The organism is Streptomyces sp. NPDC090032 (genome assembly GCF_044748025.1).
In the GTDB taxonomy this organism is placed as follows: Bacteria; Actinomycetota; Actinomycetes; order Streptomycetales; family Streptomycetaceae; genus Streptomyces.
In genome coordinates this window covers 259,190-279,174 of the sequence record NZ_JBIVFF010000013.1, presented here as the reverse complement: position 1 = coordinate 279,174, position 19,985 = coordinate 259,190, and the positions used below count along the sequence as shown (strand labels likewise).

Here is a 19,985-nt window from a genome sequence, read left to right as displayed (position 1 = left end):
AGGAATCCCGTGAGTGACACCCCATTCGGATTCGGCCTTCCGCCGGAGGAGCCGGACGACGGCGACGAGGGCAAGAAGAAGGATCAGCAGAGCGGTGGCGGTCAGGGACCTGCCAACCCCTTCGGTTTCGGAGGACTGCCCGGCGCGGGCGGCGGGGACAACCCGTTCGCCGCGATGTTCGGTTCCCTGAACCCCAATGACCTGGGAGCCGCCTTCCAGCAGCTCGGCCAGATGCTCTCGTACGAGGGCGGCCCGGTGAACTGGGAGATGGCCAAGGACATCGCCCGTCAGACGGTCTCCCAGGGCACCGCCGACGGCACCAAGGACGCGAGCGTCGGCCCCGCCGAGCGCTCGCAGGTCGAGGAGGCCGTGCGCCTGGCCGACCTGTGGCTCGACGACGCGACGTCGCTGCCGTCGGGCGCCGGGTCCGCGGTGGCGTGGAGCCGCGCCGAGTGGGTCGAGGCGACCCTCCCGGTGTGGAAGGAGCTCGTCGACCCGGTCGCCGAGCGCGTCGGCCTGGCCATGGGTGACGTCCTTCCCGAGGAGATGCAGGCCATGGCCGGCCCGCTCATCGGGATGATGCGCTCCATGGGCGGCGCCATGTTCGGCTCGCAGATCGGGCAGGCCGTGGGCGTCCTCGCGGGCGAGGTCGTCGGCTCGACGGACATCGGTCTGCCGCTCGGCCCGGCCGGCAAGGCGGCGCTCCTGCCGGTGAACATCGAGGCGTTCGGCAAGGACCTCGGCATCCCCAAGGAGGAGGTGCGCCTCTACCTGGCGCTGCGCGAGGCCGCCCACCAGCGGCTCTTCTCGCACGTGCCGTGGCTGCGCTCGCACCTGTTCGGCGCGGTCGAGGGGTACGCGCGCGGCATCAAGGTCGACACGGCGAAGCTGGAGGACGCGGTCGGCCAGCTCGACCCGCAGAACCCGGAGCAGCTGCAGGAGGCGCTTCAGCAGGGCATGTTCCAGCCGGAGGACACTCCGGAGCAGAAGGCCGCCCTGGCCCGCCTGGAGACCGCTCTCGCGCTCGTCGAGGGCTGGGTCGACGCCGTCGTCCACGCGGCCGCGAAGCCGCGCCTCTCGTCGGCCGACGCGCTCCGTGAGACGCTGCGCCGCCGCCGGGCGACGGGCGGCCCCGCCGAGCAGACGTTCGCCACGCTGATCGGTCTGGAGCTGCGCCCGCGCCGCCTGCGCGACGCCTCGCGGCTGTGGGCCTCGCTGACCGACGCGCGCGGTGTGGACGGACGCGACGGCCTGTGGGCGCACCCGGACATGCTGCCGACGGCCTCGGACCTGGACGACCCGGACGGCTTCGTGCACCGCGAGCAGCTGGACTTCTCCGAGATCGACAAGATGCTCGGCGAGGCGGCGAGCGGCGGCGGCCTGGACAAGCCGAACCTCTCCAAGGAGGGCGACTCCAAGGACGACGGTCCCGCGGACGGCTCCGACGACTCCGACGGCTCCAAGGACGACGAGGGCAAGTGACGCTGCACGACGACGCGGTCCTCGTACTGAAGGCCTACGAGGGCCAGGCCGAGCTGCGCCAGACGTACCTGGACCACCTGTCCGCCCATCCCGAGGACGGCATGTGGAAGGCCTGCACGGACGGTCATCTGACCGCGAGCGCGCTGGTCATCGACCCGCCGCGCGGGCGGGTGCTGCTGACGCTGCACAAGAAGCTCCAGATGTGGCTGCAGATGGGCGGACACTGCGAGCCGGGTGACCTGACCCTCGCGGACGCCGCCCTGCGGGAGGCGACGGAGGAGTCCGGCATCCCGGGCCTGACGCTCCTGCCGGGCGGCCCGGTGCGGCTCGACCTGCATCCGATCCCGGGACCGTGCACACGGCATTTCGACACGCAGTACGCGGCTCTCGCTCCCGCCGACGCGGTGGCCGCCATCAGCGACGAGTCGCTCGACCTGCGCTGGTTCACGTACGACGAGGTCGCGGACGTGGCGGACCAGTCCGTCGTGCGTCTGGTGGAGGCGACGCGCGCCCGACTGTGAGCGGGCATGTGTAAGGGGCGGCCACCACGGTGGCCGCCCCTTACACATGTCACATGGTCGCTCAGGACCACATGGTCGCCCTTCGGGTCAGCTCCAGACATTGCCCTGGTTCTGGCCGCGGGCGCCCTGCTGGCCCATGCCGTACTGGGCGCCGAGGCCCTGGCCGATTACCGCGTTCTGCGGGGGCAGCAGCTCGCTGGGCTGCACGAGGGCGTAGCCCTGGCCCATGAAGCTGAGCTCCCAGCCCTCACCCGTGTTGCCGCGGCGCCGCCACACTCCGGAGGAATGCGTCTGGGCCTGCATCTGCACACGCAGGCCGTTGGACCAGGCGACGATCGCGTCCGCGTCGGCGTTCACGTACCGGTCCGGGGTGACCTGGAGCATCAGCGGCTGCCCCGACGTCATCAGGGCGACCTTGCCGCGCCCGGTGATGTTGAGCTGGTACTTGCCGGAGCCGGAGATGCCGTACTGGCTGTCGACGGCGACGACCTGGTAGCTGAGCGAGGAGTCGAGCGCGAGGACATAGCTGCTGTCCACGGTCAGACCGTCCTGCTCGACCTCCACCACGTGGATGAACTGGGCGAGGTTGGCGAGGTAGACGGTGCCCTGCCCGTGGCAGCGCATCAGGTCGAGGCCCTCACCGGTGCTGGCGCGGGCGCGCCGCTGACCGGAGGTCTGGATCTCGCCGTCGAACTCGACGAGGCCCTGGTAGGCGACCATGGCGCCCTTGCGGGCGAGGATGTCGTCGTGGCCTTCCAGGGTGACGCGCAGCAGCTGCGGGTTCTGGACGGCGTAGCGCTCCTGGGTCTGCTGCTCGGAGTGCGCGAAAAGCGGGCTCTGCATGGTGTTCCGTTCCCCCTCAGCCCCGGACTCGGAGGCGGTCGGTGCTGTCCTCGCTGGGCTGTACGACGACGATGCCTTCCCCGGAGAAGCCCATCTGGTAGGCCTCACCGCTGCCGCGCCCGATGAGCGAGCCGGCTTTGAAGCTGCGCTTGCCCTTCACCTTGAGGTTCGGGGACCAGGCGATCAGCGCGTCCGGGTCGACGTACGTCTCGTCCTCGCCGCGGCCGCAGTCGACGACGATGGGGGTGCCCCGGGAGGTGAGGGCGACATAGCCCTGCCCGGAGATCTTGATGTTCCACAGGCCCTGTCCGGCGAACTTGGCGAGGCCCTTGACGCGCTCGACGCCCCACTGGAGGTGCGCGTCGAAGGCGAGCAGGTTCGTGCCGTTCACCGAGATCGAGTCGCCGCCGAGGTTGATGACGACGATCTCGGCGCCGTAGTCGGCGAGGTAGAGGATGCCGTCTCCGGTGGCCTTCATCAGGGGCGCGCCCTCGCCGGTCATCCAGTCGCGGGCGATCTGACGGACGGCGGGCGGGTTGGGCTCGTACTGGACGAACCCTTCGTAGGCGACCATCGAACCCACGCGCGCGAGAAGGTCGTTGCCGGTCTGCATGGCGACCTTGAGCATGTTGGCGCCGTGGTTCTCCATGCGGGCGGCTACCGGGGTCGGGGCGTAGCCCGTGAGCGGCTGGTTCATGACGGGCTCCCTCAGACCTCGAACGGCTGGACGACGATGAAGTTCCCTGGCGCACCCCGGAACTGGAGGTTCACGCTCTCCCCGCTGTGCCCCGGGTAGGCGTTGTAGCGCATGCGCACCTGGCTGGACACGATCGCCTGCGCGGCGGCCGACCAGGCGACGACCGCGTTGCAGTCGGCGAACGTCGTCGGCGTCACGGGCAGCACGACGGGCGTGCCGTGCGTCTTGACTACGACCGTGCCGGTGCCCTGGAACTGCATGACGAACAGGGCGCCGCCGGGAATGCCGTGCCCCTCGATCCGGCGCACCTCGTGCTGGAGGCTCTCGTCGAACGCCAGAACGTTCTCCGCGGATACGCAGATCGCGTCGCCCTGGAGCTCGATGGGGTGCAGGTGCGTGGCCTCCTCCGCGAGGAAGACCTGGCCGCGGCCGGTGCAGCGCATCAGCTGCATCTCCTGGCCGGTCGCGTTGCCCACGATCCGGCCGGCGAAGCCCGCGCCCTTGTAGCCGAACTCGACCTTGCCCTGGTAGAGCACCATGCTGCCCTGACGGGCGAGCACCGGCTGGTCGCCGCCGGCGCCGAGGTCGACGCGGATCAGCTTCTTGTTCTGCAGGGTCCACCGCTGACCGGTGGGCGCCTCGCGGAACGCCGAAAGCGCCGCGGCCACACCAGCTGCGCCCGCACCCTGCGGCACACCCTGAGGTGCCCCGTACGGCGACGGAGCAGCCGGCTGGCCGGGGAACTGGCCGGGCGGCTGCTGCCCGTAGCCGGGAGGCGGCGTCGGCTGCCCGTAGCCCGGAGGCGGGGTCGGGGCCTGAGGCTGCTGTCCATAGCCGGGAGGTGCGCTCGGCTGCCCGTATCCGGGAGGCGGGGGCGCCGTCTGACCGGGCACCTGTCCGATGGGCGGCGCGTGCGGAGAGGGCGCGGCCGGCGGCTGCATGGCGCCGGGCGGCGTGGCCAGCGGCGCGACGATCGTCGGCGCCGCGTGCACCGATGGCGGGGCCGGGGCGGGCGCGGGCGGCGGCGTGACGCCTTGCGGCGGCGCGAAGCCCTGCTGGGCGGGCGCCGGTGCTGCGGGCGCGGGCGCGCCGAACGCGGGTGGCGCCGTGGCCTGCGCGGGCGGCGCGAACGACGGGGCACCGGCCTGCTGCTGGGCCGGCGCGGCGGCGGGCTCCTCCTCGGCGACCTCACCGCCGAAGTTCTTCAGCAGCGCGTCGAGTCCGCCGTCGAACCCCTGCCCGACGGCCGCGAACCGCCAGACGTCCTTCAGGTAGAAGTCGCCCAGCATCACGGCACGTTCGGTCGAGAACTCCGTGCCGTTGAACGAATAGCGGGCAACCTCCTCGCCACCCGCGACGATCCGTACGTATCCGGGGGCGATCTGCGACATCTGCCCGGCGCCGTCGATCGTCGCGGTGAACGACAGCTTCTGGATGTTCGCCGGGATCCGGTCGAGGGTGACGCGGAACGACTCGCTGTCGCCGGCCTGCGCACCGAGAAGCTGAATCGACTCCTCGGGCGATTTCGGCTGATTGAAGAAGATGAAATACCGGTCGTCCGAGAGCCGTTCGTCGGCGTCAAGACCGAAGCAGCTGATGTCGAAGGTCAGCCCGGGACCCGTGATCTGCACGCCTACGTACAGATCGGTGCCCGCGGTGAGGTCACTGATCCTGGCCTTGTGGCCGCGTTGGAATTCCCTGGCCATGCGTAACGACCGTCCCCCATCCCGAAGGTGAATACGTCGCGTCAGGCTAACCGCAATCACCGACAGCGGCGGCAGCCGGTACAGCCCTGGTACACAACGGGCACGCGGCGGGTGGAAACAGCGAGGGCGACAGACGTCAGCCCTGGAGCCCTCACTGCTGGGCAGTCACTCTTCGCGAGCGGCAGGCAGGTGCGGCAGCCGGTCGGCCGCGACGACACCCTCGAGATAACCCCGCGCCCGCTCCGTGCGCGGATACGCCTCCAGCAGGCGCCAGAACCGCGGCCCGTGACCCGGCACCAGCAGATGCGCCAACTCGTGTACGAGTACGTAGTCGACGACGTACTCCGGCATGCCCTGCAGCCGGTGCGACAGCCTGATGCTGCCCTCGGACGGCGTGCACGACCCCCAGCGCGTGTTCTGATTCGTCACCCAGCGGACGGACGTGGGGCGGGCCCGGCCCTCGAAGCACTGCTCGGACAGCCGCTCAGCCCGCTCGGCGAGCTCCGCGTCCCCCAGAACCCGTTTGCTCTCCTGCGCGGCCAGCTTGTCGAGCATGACGTTGACCCAGCGCTTCTCCTCGGCGTCCGACATGCGGGCGGGGATGAGGACAACGGTCCGGTCACCCTCGCGATACGCGGAGACCGTTCGCCGCCGCCGGGCGCTTCGGCGGACCTCCACCGCGCTCGACCTCGGGCCGCTCGGCGGCGGGCTGGTCGTGCTGCGCTGCGTGTTCGTGGCACGGTGCAGTGGGTCGGCGGGCACGCCCCGACGTTACCCGCTGCACATGGGGGAAGTCCCGCCTCCGGGAGTCTTCGGTGCGGCCCCGCGCCCCTCCCGCGCGATTTATACGACTAACACCCACCCCCTGTGGATAACTTTTCACGCGGATTCCCCCCGCCGTGCATCCTGGCAATCGACCGACAAGCCGCCCGGCAATTCCGGACCGCGACCACGTCACCGACCTCACCACCATCACCAACTTCACCGACCTCACCAACTTGACCACCGCCATCACGACCACCATCACCATCACCAGAGCGAGAACACAGGCACATCACGGGGGAACAGATGGGCACTTCACCGCCGACAGCCATGCATCCGATCCTGAAGCCGGCGCTACGACGCGGCTGGCGCGATCTCAATACCGTCCAGTTCGGTGTGGCACCCGCCCACGCCGTCGTACTCGGCCCGGTCGACACCGCGACCGGCACCTTCCTCACCCTCCTCGACGGAACCCGCGGCGTGCCGCTGCTGCGCGACGAAGGCCGCCGGATGGGACTGCCCGACGGCCATGTCGACGCCCTGCTCCATCGGCTGACAAGGGCCGGACTGCTCGACGACGCCACCGGCGGCGGCCCCGCCTTCGACGCGCTCCGCAAGCGACGAGGCGTCCTCGACCGACTCCGCCCGGACCTGGCGGCCCTCACTGTCCAATCCTCCGAACCAGCCGCGGGCGCACGGAAGTTGGCGGCCCGCCGCGCCATGCGCGTCCAGGTCCGGGGAACCGGGCGCGTCGGCACGGTCATCGCCTCAGTCCTGTCCGCCGCCGGCATCGGCCACGTCGACGTACGCGACGGAGGCTGCGTCGAACCGTGGGACGTCGCCCCGGGCGGGCTCCCCGTCGAATCCGTCGGAGAACGCCGCGACACGGCCGCGTACCGAGCCGTACGCAAGGCAGCACCCGACCGCCCACCCCGCCCCGACCGCCGCTCCGGCCCGCCCCCAGCCGCGGCCCAGGCCCAATCCCAATCCACGTCAGAGATCCCGGCCCTGCCCTCAGCCGAGGAACCAGCCCTCTCCCTCGCGATCATCGCTCCGCGTGACGGCCTGTCCGCCCACACCCCCGACCCACTCGCCGCCGAAGAACTCATCGCCGCGGGCACGCCCCACTTCTACGCCGGAGTGGTCGAGGCCACCGGAGTCGTGGGCCCCCTGGTACTGCCCGGCGGCACCGCCTGCGCCGGCTGCTTGTCGCTGGACCGCACGGACCGCGATCCCACCTGGCCCCGGCTGCTCGCCCAATGGCGCTCCGGACATCAACAGCAGGTACCGGCATGCGATCTGGCACTCGCCACGGCCGTCGCCGGACTCACGGCAGCACACGCACTTGCCTTCCTCGACGGCGAACTGCCGTCCAGCACCGGCGCCCGCTGGGAGACATCGGCTCCGGGACTCGACTGGCACGCCCGCCCGGTATGGGCGCATCCGGACTGCTCGTGCGGAGCAGGTCACAGAAGTAAAGGGGAGCAGACCTCCGAGGGTGGAGAGCAGCACGACACAATGGCCGGGTAACCGCCGCGGGCGGCACGGCAGGCTGGGACTTGGAGGGGCGTATGTCTGATCTTCCCCGGAAGGCGGTAACCCGGACCGCCAAACTGGCCGCGCTGCCACTCGGCTTCGCGGGGCGCGCGACCTGGGGCCTCGGCAAACGCATCGGCGGGAAGTCGGCCGAGATCGTGGGGCGGGAACTGCAACAGCGCACGGCGGACCAGCTCTTCAAGGTTCTCGGTGAGCTGAAAGGCGGAGCCATGAAGTTCGGGCAGGCCATGTCCGTCTTCGAATCCGCCCTCCCCGAAGAGGTCGCGGGCCCGTACCGCGCCGCGCTGACCAAACTGCAGGAAGCCGCGCCCCCGATGCCCACCAGGACGGTCCACGCCATCCTCGCGGAACGGCTCGGCGAGGAATGGCGCGAGAACTTCCTGGAGTTCGAGGACAAGCCGGCGGCAGCCGCCTCGATAGGGCAGGTCCACCGCGCCATCTGGCACGACGGCCGCGAGGTCGCCGTCAAGGTGCAGTACCCGGGAGCCGGCGAGGCCCTGCTCGCCGACCTGAACCAACTCGGCCGCTTCGCCCGCCTCCTCGGCCCCCTGATCCCCGGCATGGACATCAAGCCACTCATCACGGAACTGCGCGACAGGGTGTCCGAGGAGCTCGACTACGGGCTGGAGGCGCAAGCCCAGCGGGCCTGCGCCGAAGAGTTCGCGGACGATCCCGATGTGCACGTACCCGACGTGGTGCACCAGTGCGACCAAGTCCTCATCACCGAATGGATAGACGGAACACCGCTCTCCGAGGTGATCATCGATGGCACCGACGAACAGCGGGACCGGGCGGGACAGCTCCTTGCCCGCTTCCTGTTCTCGGGCCCGGCCCGCACCAGCCTGCTCCACGCCGATCCCCACCCGGGAAACTTCCGACTGCTGCCCGACGAGGAGAACGGCTGGCGACTGGGAGTCCTCGACTTCGGCACAGTGGACAGGCTCCCCGGCGGCCTCCCCGAAACCATCGGCACGTCACTGCGCATGACCCTGGCGGGCAATGCGGAAGCGGTCTACGAACTGCTGCGCACAGAAGGCTTCGTCAAGGAGACGATAGACCTCGAACCTGACGCGGTGCTCGACTACCTGCTGCCGATCATCGAGCCGGCGCTGGTGGACGAGTTCACGTTCACGCGCGGCTGGATGCGCAGCCAGGCCGCACGCATCGCGGACCTGCGCTCCCCCGCCCACCAGCTCGGCAAGCAACTGAACCTGCCGCCCGCCTACCTCCTGATACATCGCGTGACCCTCAGCACCATCGGAGTCCTGTGCCAACTCGGCGCGACGGTACGGCTACGGGACGAACTGGAGAGGTGGCTACCGGGATTCCTGGCGGGGGACGAAGAGCCGCTGGACGAAACCGACGATGTCACGGCTCACGGCGCGGCCGGCGGCACGGTCGAGGGCGGCGCGGCCGACGCCACAGTCAACGAGACAGCCGCGGAAGCAGCGACGAGCGCGGAGACAACGGAGACAACCGAGGTCACCTCGGCTGCTGAGGCGTGATCAAAATTGGGGCGGGGCGGGGGGTGGGAGGGGCGGGGGGGGAAGCCCCCAAGGAAAGTGGCGCCGAAGCTCACCACCACTCCGAATCAAGCCGCCCCTCAATAGCCCTCAGGTTCTCTCGGGCGCAGCGTTCGCAGTAGTGCCGGCCGGTTCCGTTCTCCATTGAGTAGGTCCAGGTCGGCGGGGTGCCCTGGGCGGTGATGCCGCAGAGGGCGCACACGATGCCGCCGGGTTCGGGTTCGGGTCGCTGCGCTGAGTCGCCGTCGGGGAGTGACGTCACGTGGTGACGATATCTCCGTCTTCCGAGCGTGTGGGGCAACGCACCGCGGGGGCCGGTCCGTTGTGGATCGACCCCCGCGGGGTGGGTTACTGCATGACCGCCATGGCGAGCGCGCGGCGGGCGCGCAGCGATGCGCGTTCGGCGCGGCGCTGCATCCGGCGGGCCGTTGCCAGGCGCAGTGCGCGGCGTTCGGCCTCGGCGGAGCGCAGTTGCTCGTGCATATGCGCACGGGCCAGTGCTTCTGGGATGAGTTGCATCTCTCGGGTCCTGTTCTGGCGCGAGTCGTTCGCGTCGGTGGTGGTGAAGTCTGGGGTCGCAGAGCCGGTGGGCTCGCTGGTGGACGGCTTCATCGGGGCCTGCTTCTGGGGGTCGTGCGTCAGGGGGCGGTCGATCGTTCCTCGTGCGTTCATGCCGCGACCGGGTTCTTGCGCGGACGGCCACGCGGCCGCTTCCGGGCTACGACGACGCCCTGGACGAACAGCTCGCCGCCCCAGACGCCCCAGGGCTCACGCCGCTCCTTGGCGCCGGCGAGGCAGGCCTCGACGAGCGGGCAGGTGCGGCAGAGGGACTTGGCGTACTCGACGTCCGCCGGCGACTCCGCGAAGAAGACCTCGGGGTCGTAGGCACGGCAGGGGACGGGTACGCCGAGGTTCTCGATGGCGTCGTCGAGCGCGGTGAGCGCAGTCAGGGGGTTCAAGGTGGGGTCCTCCGTGAGACCGGGCGGGGGGAGAGTGTCTGAAGGCGGTACTGACGGGGCGTGCGCTTCGAGTTGCACGGTGTTTTTTCCTCGTCTGGTCGTTCCGGCCTGTGGGCCGGGTGGCGGTGGTACCGGGTCTTTTCTTGTCCCGAGGCCCCTTCGTTCTGTTGTCCCGTGCGGGCAAAACAGAAGGGCCGCGGATCCCGGGTGGGGTTCCGCGGCCCTGAAGGCGCCGGCCTGATCGAGGATCAGGCTGGATCACTCCAGGGTTCGAGCCCACGGAAGGCCCACATCGTGTGGTGGTGCGTCGTCTGCTTCCGGGATCCGGCACCGGCCGCTGCAAAGGCATAGGCCTGGGCCTGTGCTGTTGCTACTGCTTCCGGTGCCTTGGTCGGTCGCTCATTGCTCTCGCGGACGGGAAGGTCGGCGAGAGACAGGAAGGACTCCGGACGGGCGGCGGGAATGCCGGACGCACCGGTGCCCAGGTTCGAGAAACCGAGCAGGCAGGAAGCGACGACCGAGCGATCGGTCATTTTGGCGGTGCTGATGAAGCTGGCGTTGATGCTGATCACTGGAATTCGCCTCCTCTCGGCGTCTCTGGGACCGGTGTGAACCGGTCCGACGGCTTTAGTACAGCACGGAACCAGGGCCTCGGAGAAGAGGCGCTGTTCCCGTGCTTAAGAACCTATGGGGATTGCTGGGGCATGCGCAAACTATTTTTTCGACGAGTTTGCATCAGTCGTCCTCGTGGGCTCCTCCAACTCCCGCATCTGGGGCCCCACCTGCGCAGATGGTGAGAACGTCGGTGCCGAACCGGTTGAGCTTGCGCATGCCGACGCCGGGGATGCGGGCGAGTTGGGCCGCGTCTTCGGGTACGGCTTCGGCGATGGCGATGAGGGTCTTGTCTGTGAAGACGCAGAAGGCGGGCTGTCCGAGCTGTTGTGCCTGGTCGGCGCGCCAGTCGCGGAGTCGCTCGTAGAGGCCCTCGTCCATGTCGGAGGGGCAGTCCTCGCAGCGCATGAGTTTCATCTCGCCGGCGTCGGTGAGGGTGCGTCCGCAGACGTGGCAGCGGGCGACCGTTCGGGCGGTGCGGCGTCGGACTGGTCCGGTGGTGGTGCGGGGCGTCGTCGGTGTGCCGTGTTCGATGCCGCCTTGTCCGGTGCTGGTGTTGCGGGCCGTGGCTCCTGTGGTGCCTGGCCGGATGCCGTCGAGGAAGCGGCTGGGGCGGCGGTTGGGTCGGCCGCCGGGTGAGCGGGAGAGGGCCCAGGACAGGCTGAGGTGGTGGCGGGCCCGGGTGACGCCGACGTAGAGGAGGCGGCGTTCTTCCTCGATCTGTTCGTCGGTCTTGGCGTACGTGATCGGCATCATGCCTTCGGCAAGGCCGACGAGGAAGACGGCGTCCCATTCGAGGCCCTTGGCGGCGTGCAGGGAGGCGAGGGTGACGCCTTCGACGGTGGGTGCGTGCTGGGCGGCGGCGCGTTCGTCGAGTTCGGCGACGAGGTCGGTGAGGGTGGCGGTGGGTTTGGCGCGGGCGAAGTCTTCGGCGAGGCGCACGAGGGCGGCGAGGGATTCCCAGCGTTCGCGGACGGCTCCGGAGCCGTCGGGGGGTTGGCTGGTCCAGCCTTCGCCGGAGAGGACGGCGCGGACCTGGGAGGGCAGGTCGACGGCGTCGTCGAGGAGGGAGTCGTTGTTTCCGAAGCGGGCGGCGCTGCGGAGGGCGTGGCCGGCTTTGCGTACTTCTGCGCGTTCGAAGAAGCGTTCTGCGCCGCGTAGCTGGTAGGGGATGCCGGCGTCGGCGAGGGCTTGCTCGTAGATCTCGGACTGTCCGTTGGTGCGGAACAGGATGGCGATTTCGCCGGCGGAGACCCCGTTGTCGATCAGCGTGCGGATGCGGCGGGCGGTGCCTTCGGCTTCGGTGGGTTCGTCGGCGTAGTCGGTGTATGCGGGGTCTGGTCCTCGGTCTCGTTGGGAGATGAGTTCGAGGCGGTGTTCTGCGGCGCGGCCTTTGGCGTGGGAGAGGAGGGTGTTGGCGAGGTGGACGACCTGGGGGGTGGAGCGGTAGTCGCGGACGAGTTTGACGACGGTGGCGCCGGGGTGGCGGTTGCGGAAGTTGAGGAGGTGGTCGGGGGTGGCGCCGGTGAAGGAGTAGATGGTCTGGCTGGCGTCGCCGACGACGCAGAGGTTGTCCCGGTCGCCGAGCCAGAGTTCGAGGAGGCGCTGTTGGAGGGGGCTGACGTCCTGGTATTCGTCGACTACGAAGTGCTGGTACTGGGAGCGGACCTGTTCGGCGATGTCGTGGCGGTCCTGGAGGATGCCGACGGTGAGCAGGAGGACGTCTTCGAAGTCGATGAGGGTGCGGTCGCGCTTGAGGGTTTCGTAGGTGGCGTAGATCTGGGCGGTCTCGGCGTTGTCGCGGGGGGTGAGGCGTCCGGTTTTGGCGGCGGCTGCGGCGTAGTCGGCGGGGACGGTCTGGGTGACTTTGGACCACTCGATTTCGGCCGTGACGTCGCGGAGCTCGCCGCGTTCGAGGCGGATGTGGCAGGCGGCGGCTGCGTCGGCGACGAGTTGGATCTTGCGGTCGACGATGCGGGGGAGTTCGCCGCCGACTGCTTTGGGCCAGAAGAACTGGAGCTGGCGCAGGGCGGCGGCGTGGAAGGTGCGGGCTTGGACGCCGCCGGCGCCGAGGTGGCGGAGGCGGCCGCGCATTTCGCCTGCTGCGCGGTTGGTGAAGGTGACGGCGAGGATGCTGTTGGGCTGGAGGATGCCTGAGCGGACGCCGTAGGCGATGCGGTGGGTGATGGCGCGGGTCTTGCCTGTGCCCGCGCCGGCGAGGACGCACACCGGTCCGTGCAGGGCGGTGGCGACTGCGCGCTGTTCGGGGTCGAGCCCGTCGAGCACCGCGTCGGCCGTGTCCGGAACCTGCGGGAAGAGGGTGGAGTGCGTTGCTGCTGTCACCCCGCCATGCTGCCAGGTCTGTGGGGGCGGGTGCGTCGCGTTGTCCACAGGGGGCGGGTGCAGTCGTATTAATGCGGTGCGTGTCACGTCTGTGGGTGTATGCGGGTGTGGTGGGCGTCATGCGTGGGGAGTGGCGGGGAGCACGGGCGGGGTCGGGAATGGTGGCCGGGTCGCTTACGTTCGACTCATTGCGAACAAGCATTCCGAGCCGTGAAGGAGCATGAGGAACATGCCGGGGACTGTGACGATGTACAGCACGACGTGGTGCGGCTACTGCCGTCGGCTGAAGGGCCAGATGGACCGCGAGGGCATCGAGTACAACGAGGTCAACATCGAGCACGACCCGGATTCGGCGGCGTTCGTCGAGAAGGCGAACGGCGGGAACCAGACGGTTCCGACCGTTCAGATCGTTCCGGCGAACGGTGGGGCTGCGGTCGTCATGACGAACCCGAGCCTTGCGCAGGTCAAGCAGGCGCTCGCCGGCGCCGCCTGATCGCTCCTTCATACAGACCGGCCCCTGCTTCGGCGGGGGTCTTCTGCATTTCTGCTCCGTCGACATTTCTGGTCCGTCGACATTCCTGGTCCGTCGACGTGATCCTGTGCCTGACCTGCCCGGGGCAGGCTCTCGGGCAGACGCATGAGGTCAGGTCACATCTGGTCGGGCCGGGGCGTGGCTTATACGGCGTCGCCGGGCTTGGGGAGGGGCTTGCCGTACCAGAGTTCGATGAGGCGGGCGGCGATCGAGATTCCGTAGGGGGGCATGACCTCTCCGGACTCGAACGCGGCGCGCAGGTCTTCGCGGGAGAACCAACGGGCTTCGTGGATCTCTTCGCCGTCGACGTTGATCTCGTTCGAGGTGGCGCGGGCCATGAAGCCGAGCATGAGGCTGGAGGGGAACGGCCAGGGCTGGCTGGCGACGTATTCGACGTCGGGGCCGACGACGACTCCGGCTTCTTCGAAGACCTCGCGGCGGACGGACTGCTCGATGGACTCTCCGGGCTCGACGAAGCCGGCGAGGGTGGAGAAGCGGCCTTCGGGCCAGTGGACCTGGCGGCCGAGGAGGGCGCGGTCCTCGTCGTCCGTGACGAGCATGATCACTGCGGGGTCGGTGCGGGGGTAGTGCTCGGCTCCGCAGGCCTGGCAGCGGCGGATGTGGCCCGCTGCGGCGATGACGGTGCGTTCGCCGCAGCGGGAGCAGAAGCGGTGCAGTCGCTGCCAGTTCTCCAGGGCGACGGCGTGCACCATGAGGCCGGCGTCCCGGGGGGACAGGAGGAGTCCGGCTTCGCGCAGGCCGGCGGGGCGCGCGGACTGGTCGATGCGGCCGGGGAGGGTGTCCTTCTGGAGGGCGAAGTAGCTGACGCCGTCGTCGTCGGTGCCCAGGAAGTAGCGGTGGGCTTCGGTGAGGGGGGCTTCGAAGGACGGGGTCATGACCAGTTCGGTGGCGCCGTCCGGCGTCTCGTCGATGAGTACCTGTCCGCCGGAGACCACGAAGACGCGGGTGGTGGGGTGGCTCCAGGCTGCGGCGAGCCAGGCCTCGTCGAGGCGGTGATGTGCGGCGCGGTCGATGCCGCTGGGTGCGGAGAGCGAGAGCGGACGGTCGGTTGTGCGGTCGGTCCAGGTGGTCACTGGTGCTTCCAACTCCCCCGGTGGATTGGGTGTTTCGGCTGGATGGTTCGGCTGGGCGGGTGCGGGGTGTGGCGGGTGGGTTGCCTCAGGGTGCATCGCGCCAGTTCTCCGCGAGGTCGCCCCACAGGTGGGCGGCGGTTTCGACGCCCTTTTTGAGGAGGTCGAGTTCGACTTTCTCGTTGGGTGCGTGCCAGCCGTCGGAGGGGACGGAGATGCCGAGGAAGAGGACGGGCGCGTCGAGGACGTCCTGGAGGTCGGCGGCGGGGCCGGAGCCTCCTTCGCGCGTGAAGCGGATCTTCTGGTCGAAGGCGAGGTTCATGGCGCGGACGACGGACTGGAGCGCGGGGTGGTCGAGGGGGGTGAGGCAGGGGCGGGTGGCGGCGCCGAAGGTGATGGTGTGGCGGATTCCGGCGGGGAGCTGTTGGGCGACCCAGTCGGTGACGGCCTTTTCGACGTGGTCGGGGTCTTGTCCTGCGACGAGGCGGAAGGACAGCTTCAGCGTGGCTGAGGAGGGGACGATGGTTTTGCCGCCGGGGCCTTGGTAGCCGCCGCCGATGCCGTTGACCTCGGCGGTGGGGCGGGCCCAGATCCGTTCGAGGGTGGTGTGGCCGGCCTCTCCGTGGGTGGCGTGCGACTTGGCGGTGCGCAGCCATTGGGCTTCGTCGAAGGGGAGCTCGGCGAAGAGTTCCCGTTCGCGGTCGGTGAGGGGGGTGATGCCGTCGTAGAAGCCGGGGACGGCCACGCGCGCGTGGTCGTCGTGGAGCGCCGCGACGAGGCGGGCTGCGGCGGTGGCCGGGTTGGGTACGGCGCCGCCGAAGGATCCGGAGTGGATGTCCTGGTCGGGGCCGTGGAGTTCGATCTCGCAGTCGGCGAGGCCGCGCATTCCGGTGCAGACGGTGGGGGTGTCCTCGGACCACATGCCGGTGTCGGAGACGATCACGGCGTCTGCGGTGAGGCGGTCCCTGTGCTGCTCGACGAGGGCGCGGAAGTGGGGGGAGCCGGATTCCTCTTCGCCCTCCACGAGGAGCTTGAGGTGGACGGCGGGGGTGGTGCGGCCGGTGGCGGCGAGGTGGGCGCGGACGCCGAGTGTGTGGAAGAACACCTGTCCCTTGTCGTCGGCTGCTCCGCGCGCGTGGAGGCGGTTTCCGATGACGACGGGTTCGAAGGGTTCGGTGTTCCAGCCGTCCTCGCGGGCCGCGGGCTGGACGTCGTGGTGTCTGTAGACGAGGACGGTGGGGGCGTGCGGGTCGTCGGAGGGCCAGTCGGCGAAGACGGCGGGTGCGCCGGGTGTCTCCCAGATCTCGGTGGTCGGGAAGCCGGTCTCCCTGAGTTTCGCGGCGAGCCAGTCGGCGCTGCGGCGTACGTCGGGTGCGTGGTCGGGCTGGGCCGACACGGACGGGATGCGGAGCCATTCGGCGAGGTCCTGGAGGAACGCGTCGTGGTGGGTCTCGATGTACGCACGGACGGCGCTGACGGCGTTGTCAGCGTTGTCGATGGACTGGCTCATGTTCCCGAGCCTATCCGTCCGCGGGGGTGTGTTCGTGCGGTGGTTCGGGTGCTGTCCGGTCGCCGGGGCCGGGGGTGGGGCCTTCGAGGAGGAGGCGTTCGAGTTCGGTACGTCCGGGGAGGTCGCGGGGGGTGACTGTCTCGCCGTCGCGTACGTAGACGAAGGTCGCTTTGACGGCTTCGGGTGCGAGACCGTGCTGCTCGGCCCAGGCGAGCCGGTAGACGGCGAGCTGGAGGGGGTCGGCGCTGCGGCCGCGGGTGGTCTTCCAGTCGACGATCTCGTACGTGGTGTCGTCGCCGTCGCCTTCTTTGTAGACGGCGTCGATGCGGCCGCGGATGACGCGGCCGGCGATGGCGAGCTGGAAGGGCGTTTCGACGCGGTGGGGCGTGCGGTGGGCGTACGGCGTGCGGTCGAAGGCTTCCTTGAGGGTTTCGAGGTCGCGTTCGTCGGCGATGTCGGCGTCGCTGCCGGGGAGCTCTTCGGGGGCGAGCAGGGGCAGGCGGAGCTCTTCGAAGCGGGATTCGACCCAGGCGTGGAAGCGGGTGCCGCGGCGGGCGGCGGGCTGGGGCGGGCGGGGCATGGGGCGGGCCAGGTCCTGGGCGAAGCCGTCGGGGTCGGCGGCCAGGCGCAGTAGCTGGGAGGCGGTGAGTGTGGTGGGGAGGGGGACGTCGCGGACGGCTTGGCGGGAGCGCAGGAGTTCGCCGGTGAGGGCGTCGAGGTCGCGGTCCCAGGAGGCGAGTGTGCGGGTCTCCTCCGGAGTGAGCGGGTGGCGCTCCGGGGGCGCGGTCTGTGTGGGCACCGGGTCGGGGTGGGGGCGGGTGTCTGCGTCCGGGGGCGTGGTGGGGTGCGGGATGGCGCCCAGGGGGTGTGCGTCGGCGGGCGCGTGCGGGGCGCCGTGCGTGTGCGCGCCTGCGGTGCTGGGCGTGGGCCGGGTGTCGTCCGGGTGCGAGTGTGCGTCGTGGTGCGGGGCGTCGGCCGCGGGCTGCTCGTGCGTGGGGGCGCCGGTCGGGTGCGGGAGCGTGGGGCGCTCGTGCGGCAACGCGTCCCAGTCGTCCCACTCGTCCCGGTCCGGTGCGGGTCCGTCCTCCGGCGAGCTGAGGAAATCGCCCTCTTCATCAAGAGGCTCATCTTCGTGGAAGGGCTCGTCTTCGTAGAGCTCGTCTTCGTAGAGCGCTTCTTCGTCCGGCGGGGCCGGCCAGTCCGGGTCCGTGTACGTGGCCGGGTGGGCCATCTCGTGGGAGTGGGAGAGGGCGTCGGCCGGGGTTTCGAGATGGGCGAGGACCGTGGCCGCGGCCGCGCGGCGGCGGGCCATCGCCGCGTCGTCCAGCGGAAGCGGCCACGCGTGCTCGGCGGATGCCTCCTGGAGGGCGGGGTTCTCCTCGTCCTCCTCCGGTTCGTCGGCCCAGGCCTCGATCTCTCCGTGTCCGGCGGCGCAGTGGTCGTACAGCGCCTGGAGGAAGTCGGAGGGGCCGCGGGGCCGCTTCTGAGCGGGGCCCCACCAGTGGCCCGAGCCGAGGAGGAGGGTGCGGGGGCGGGTGTAGGTGACGTAGCCGAGGCGGAGTTCCTCGGTGCTCTGGTGTTCCTTCATCTCTTCGTGGAAGGCCTTCATGCCCTTGGAGTCCCACGCTTCGATGTCGGGCAGTGTGGCAGCGTCGCCGCGCAGTTCGTGCGGCAGGACCTTGCTCTGGGCGGTCCATTTCTCGCGGCCCTGGGCGCTGGGGAACGTCCCCGTGACGAGGCCGGGGACGGCGACGACGTCCCATTCCAGGCCCTTGGACTTGTGGGCGGTGAGGACCTTCACGGTGTTCTCGCCGCCGGGCAGGGCGTTGTCGAGGCCCTTTTCGTACTGGGCGGCGGTGCGCAGGAAGCCGAGGAAGGCGAGGAGGGTGGCGGAGCTGTCGTTCGCGGCGAACGAGGCGGCGATGTCGAGGAAGTTGGAGAGGGTCTCGCGGCGGCGGGCGGCCAGCGCATGCGGTGAGGCGGCGAGTTCGACTTCGAGGCCGGTGACGGCGAGGACACGGTGGAGTACGTCCATCAGCGGGTCGGCGAGTGAGCGGCGCAGGTCGCGCAGCTCGGTGGCGAGGCGCGCGAAGCGTACGCGGGCCTGCGGTGAGAAGGGCAGCTTGTCGTCGCCGGGTTCGTCGAGGGGGGTTTCCAGGAACGTGTCGAGGGCGTCGGCGAGCGATATCACTTCGGAGGGGTCGACCCCCTCGACGGCTTCGGCGAGGCGGCGGTCGGGGTCGTCGTCGGGGCCCCCGCGCGCGTGGGCGACGAGGAGGCGGGCGCGGCGGCCGAGGAGGGCGAGGTCTCGGGGGCCGATGCGCCAGCGGGGGCCGGTCAGGAGGCGGACGAGCGAGGCGTTCGCGCCGGGGTCCTGGAGGACTTCGCAGACGGCGACGAGGTCGGCGACCTCGGGGAGGTGGAGGAGGCCGGAGAGGCCGACGACCTCTACGGGGATGTCGCGTGCGACGAGGGCGCCCTGGATGGCGGCGAAGTCGGTCGCGGTGCGGCACAGGACGGCGATCTCGCCGGGGGCGGTGCCGGTGCGTACGAGGTGGGCGATGGAGTCGCCGAGCCAGTCGATCTCCTCGGCGTGGGTGCGCAGCAGGGCGCAGCGGACGATGCCGTCGCGTTCGGCGCCGGGGGCGGGGCGCAGGGCTTCCACGCCCGCGTGGAGTGCGCGCAGGGGCTGGGCGAGGTCGTTGGCGAGGTCGAGGAGGCGGCCGCCGCTGCGACGGTTCTCGCTGAGGGAGTGGCGGGTGGCGGGGCTGCCGTCGGTGTGGGCGAAGTGTTCGGGGAAGTCGTCGAGGTTGGCGACGGAGGCGCCGCGCCAGCCGTAGATCGCCTGGCAGGGGTCGCCGACGGCGGTCACGGGGTGGCCGGTGCCCTCTCCGAAGAGGCCGGCCAGGAGGATCCGCTGGGCTACGGAGGTGTCCTGGTATTCGTCGAGGAGGACGACGCGGAACTCGTCGCGGAGGATGGCGCCGACCTCGGGGCGGGTGCGGGCGAGGGTGGCGGAGAGGGCGATCTGGTCGCCGAAGTCGAGGAGGTCGCGGGCGCGCTTGGCTTCGCGGTACCGGGTGACGAGGCCGGTCAGGTCGAGGCGGGCGGCGGCGGCCTCGGGGACCTTGCGCAGGTCGGCGTTGGTGAGTCTGCGGCCTTCGAGGGTGCCCAGCAGGCGGGTGTCGTAGGCGCGCAGTTCGTCGGGGTGGACGAGGTGTTCGGCGAGCTCGCCGTCGAGGGTGAGGAGGTCGCTGACGAGGTCGGCGAAGGAGCGGGTGAGGGCCGGGTAGGGGCCGGGTGCTTCGCGCAGGACGCGGGCGGCGAGCTGGAAGCGGGTGGCGTCGGCGAGGAGACGTGCGGTGGGTTCGAGGCCGATACGCAGGCCGTGGTCGGTGAGGAGGCGGCCGGCGAAGGCGTGGTACGTGGAGATCACGGGTTCGCCCGGGGGGTTGTCCGGGTCGATGGCGTCGGGGTCGGTGACGCCTGCCTTGATCAGTGCCTTGCGGACGCGCTCGGCGAGTTCACCGGCGGCCTTGTTGGTGAACGTGAGGCCGAGGACCTGCTCAGGGGCGACCTGTCCGGTGCCGACGAGCCAGACGACGCGGGCGGCCATGACCGTCGTCTTGCCGGAACCGGCTCCGGCCACGATCACCTGCGGGGCGGGCGGCGCGGTGATGCAGGCCGTCTGCTCCGGGGTGAAGGGGATCCCGAGGAGCTCCTTGAGCTGCTCGGGATCGGTGAGGCGTGTGGTCACCTCATCGAGGCTAACCGGCCCCACTGACAGCGCCGGCCCGATCCGGTGGAGGCGCGCGTCACTCGGCTGGGGGCGCGCGTCACTCGGCTG

General features: G+C 70.4%; 17 protein-coding genes. 5 read left to right on the top strand and 12 right to left on the bottom strand.

The window, feature by feature from the left end; genetic code table 11:
• Positions 1–9: 9 nt before the first annotated feature.
• A complete protein-coding gene (locus tag ACIPWY_RS30615) occupies positions 10–1,482 on the top strand; it encodes a zinc-dependent metalloprotease (RefSeq protein WP_393706035.1) in 1,473 nt (490 codons plus the stop codon).
• A complete protein-coding gene (locus ACIPWY_RS30610; protein WP_362903838.1) occupies positions 1,479–2,003 on the top strand; it encodes an NUDIX hydrolase in 525 nt (174 codons plus the stop codon). Before ACIPWY_RS30615 ends, ACIPWY_RS30610 begins: the two co-directional genes overlap by 4 nt.
• Before the next feature lie 87 nt (positions 2,004–2,090).
• Here the strand turns inward: ACIPWY_RS30610 and ACIPWY_RS30605 are convergent, their stop codons facing one another.
• The 4 genes from ACIPWY_RS30605 to ACIPWY_RS30590 form a co-directional block, all read right to left on the bottom strand.
• Positions 2,091–2,846: an AIM24 family protein gene (locus ACIPWY_RS30605; protein WP_362903837.1), complete on the bottom strand. Its 756-nt coding sequence runs from the start codon at positions 2,844–2,846 to the stop codon at positions 2,091–2,093.
• A 16-nt stretch (positions 2,847–2,862) separates the two neighbouring features.
• Positions 2,863–3,543 carry an AIM24 family protein gene (locus ACIPWY_RS30600; RefSeq protein ID WP_362903835.1) on the bottom strand — a complete coding sequence of 227 codons (681 nt, stop codon included), beginning with the start codon at positions 3,541–3,543 and terminating at the stop codon, positions 2,863–2,865.
• Between the two features lie 11 nt (positions 3,544–3,554).
• On the bottom strand, positions 3,555–5,249 hold the full coding sequence (locus ACIPWY_RS30595) for a TerD family protein (RefSeq protein WP_393706034.1): 1,695 nt from the start codon (positions 5,247–5,249) through the stop codon (positions 3,555–3,557).
• Positions 5,250–5,414: 165 nt separating this feature from the next.
• Positions 5,415–6,011, bottom strand: coding sequence for a M48 family metallopeptidase (locus ACIPWY_RS30590; protein WP_362903832.1), 597 nt, complete (start codon positions 6,009–6,011; stop codon positions 5,415–5,417).
• Positions 6,012–6,341: 330 nt separating this feature from the next.
• Here ACIPWY_RS30590 and ACIPWY_RS30585 point away from each other — a divergent pair, with 330 nt between their 5' ends.
• Entirely contained in the window at positions 6,342–7,541 is a 1,200-nt protein-coding gene (locus tag ACIPWY_RS30585) for a ThiF family adenylyltransferase (protein ID WP_393706033.1), read from the top strand.
• A 41-nt stretch (positions 7,542–7,582) separates the two neighbouring features.
• A complete protein-coding gene (locus ACIPWY_RS30580) occupies positions 7,583–9,073 on the top strand; it encodes an ABC1 kinase family protein (protein WP_393706032.1) in 1,491 nt (496 codons plus the stop codon).
• Between the two features lie 70 nt (positions 9,074–9,143).
• Here ACIPWY_RS30580 and ACIPWY_RS30575 read toward each other — a convergent pair whose 3' ends face one another.
• The 5 genes from ACIPWY_RS30575 to ACIPWY_RS30555 all read right to left on the bottom strand — a co-directional run bounded on the left by ACIPWY_RS30575 (position 9,144) and on the right by ACIPWY_RS30555 (position 13,053).
• Complete coding sequence (locus tag ACIPWY_RS30575; RefSeq protein WP_393706031.1) at positions 9,144–9,353, bottom strand: hypothetical protein; 210 nt, start codon at positions 9,351–9,353, stop codon at positions 9,144–9,146.
• Positions 9,354–9,439: 86 nt separating this feature from the next.
• Entirely contained in the window at positions 9,440–9,763 is a 324-nt protein-coding gene (locus ACIPWY_RS30570) for a hypothetical protein (protein ID WP_116510236.1), read from the bottom strand.
• Positions 9,760–10,128, bottom strand: coding sequence for a WhiB family transcriptional regulator (locus tag ACIPWY_RS30565; RefSeq protein WP_362903826.1), 369 nt, complete (start codon positions 10,126–10,128; stop codon positions 9,760–9,762). Before ACIPWY_RS30565 ends, ACIPWY_RS30570 begins: the two co-directional genes overlap by 4 nt.
• A gap of 170 nt (positions 10,129–10,298) precedes the next feature.
• Positions 10,299–10,622, bottom strand: coding sequence for a hypothetical protein (locus tag ACIPWY_RS30560; RefSeq protein WP_100596669.1), 324 nt, complete (start codon positions 10,620–10,622; stop codon positions 10,299–10,301).
• Between the two features lie 163 nt (positions 10,623–10,785).
• Positions 10,786–13,053 (bottom strand): ATP-dependent DNA helicase UvrD2, encoded by a 2,268-nt coding sequence (locus ACIPWY_RS30555; RefSeq protein WP_393706030.1) that lies wholly within the window; start codon positions 13,051–13,053, stop codon positions 10,786–10,788.
• A gap of 181 nt (positions 13,054–13,234) precedes the next feature.
• On the opposite strand from ACIPWY_RS30555, the gene ACIPWY_RS30550 reads away from it, so the two are divergent.
• Positions 13,235–13,498, top strand: a complete 264-nt coding sequence (locus ACIPWY_RS30550) for a mycoredoxin (RefSeq protein WP_362903822.1) — start codon at positions 13,235–13,237, stop codon at positions 13,496–13,498.
• A gap of 182 nt (positions 13,499–13,680) precedes the next feature.
• On the opposite strand, the gene nudC is transcribed toward ACIPWY_RS30550, so the two are convergent.
• The 3 genes from nudC to ACIPWY_RS30535 form a co-directional block, all read right to left on the bottom strand.
• A complete protein-coding gene (gene nudC, locus ACIPWY_RS30545; protein WP_362903820.1) occupies positions 13,681–14,631 on the bottom strand; it encodes an NAD(+) diphosphatase in 951 nt (316 codons plus the stop codon).
• Positions 14,632–14,716: 85 nt separating this feature from the next.
• Positions 14,717–16,138, bottom strand: a complete 1,422-nt coding sequence (locus ACIPWY_RS30540) for a dipeptidase (RefSeq protein WP_401535881.1) — start codon at positions 16,136–16,138, stop codon at positions 14,717–14,719.
• A 10-nt stretch (positions 16,139–16,148) separates the two neighbouring features.
• On the bottom strand, positions 16,149–19,895 hold the full coding sequence (locus ACIPWY_RS30535) for a UvrD-helicase domain-containing protein (RefSeq protein WP_393706028.1): 3,747 nt from the start codon (positions 19,893–19,895) through the stop codon (positions 16,149–16,151).
• Positions 19,896–19,985: the final 90 nt, after the last annotated feature.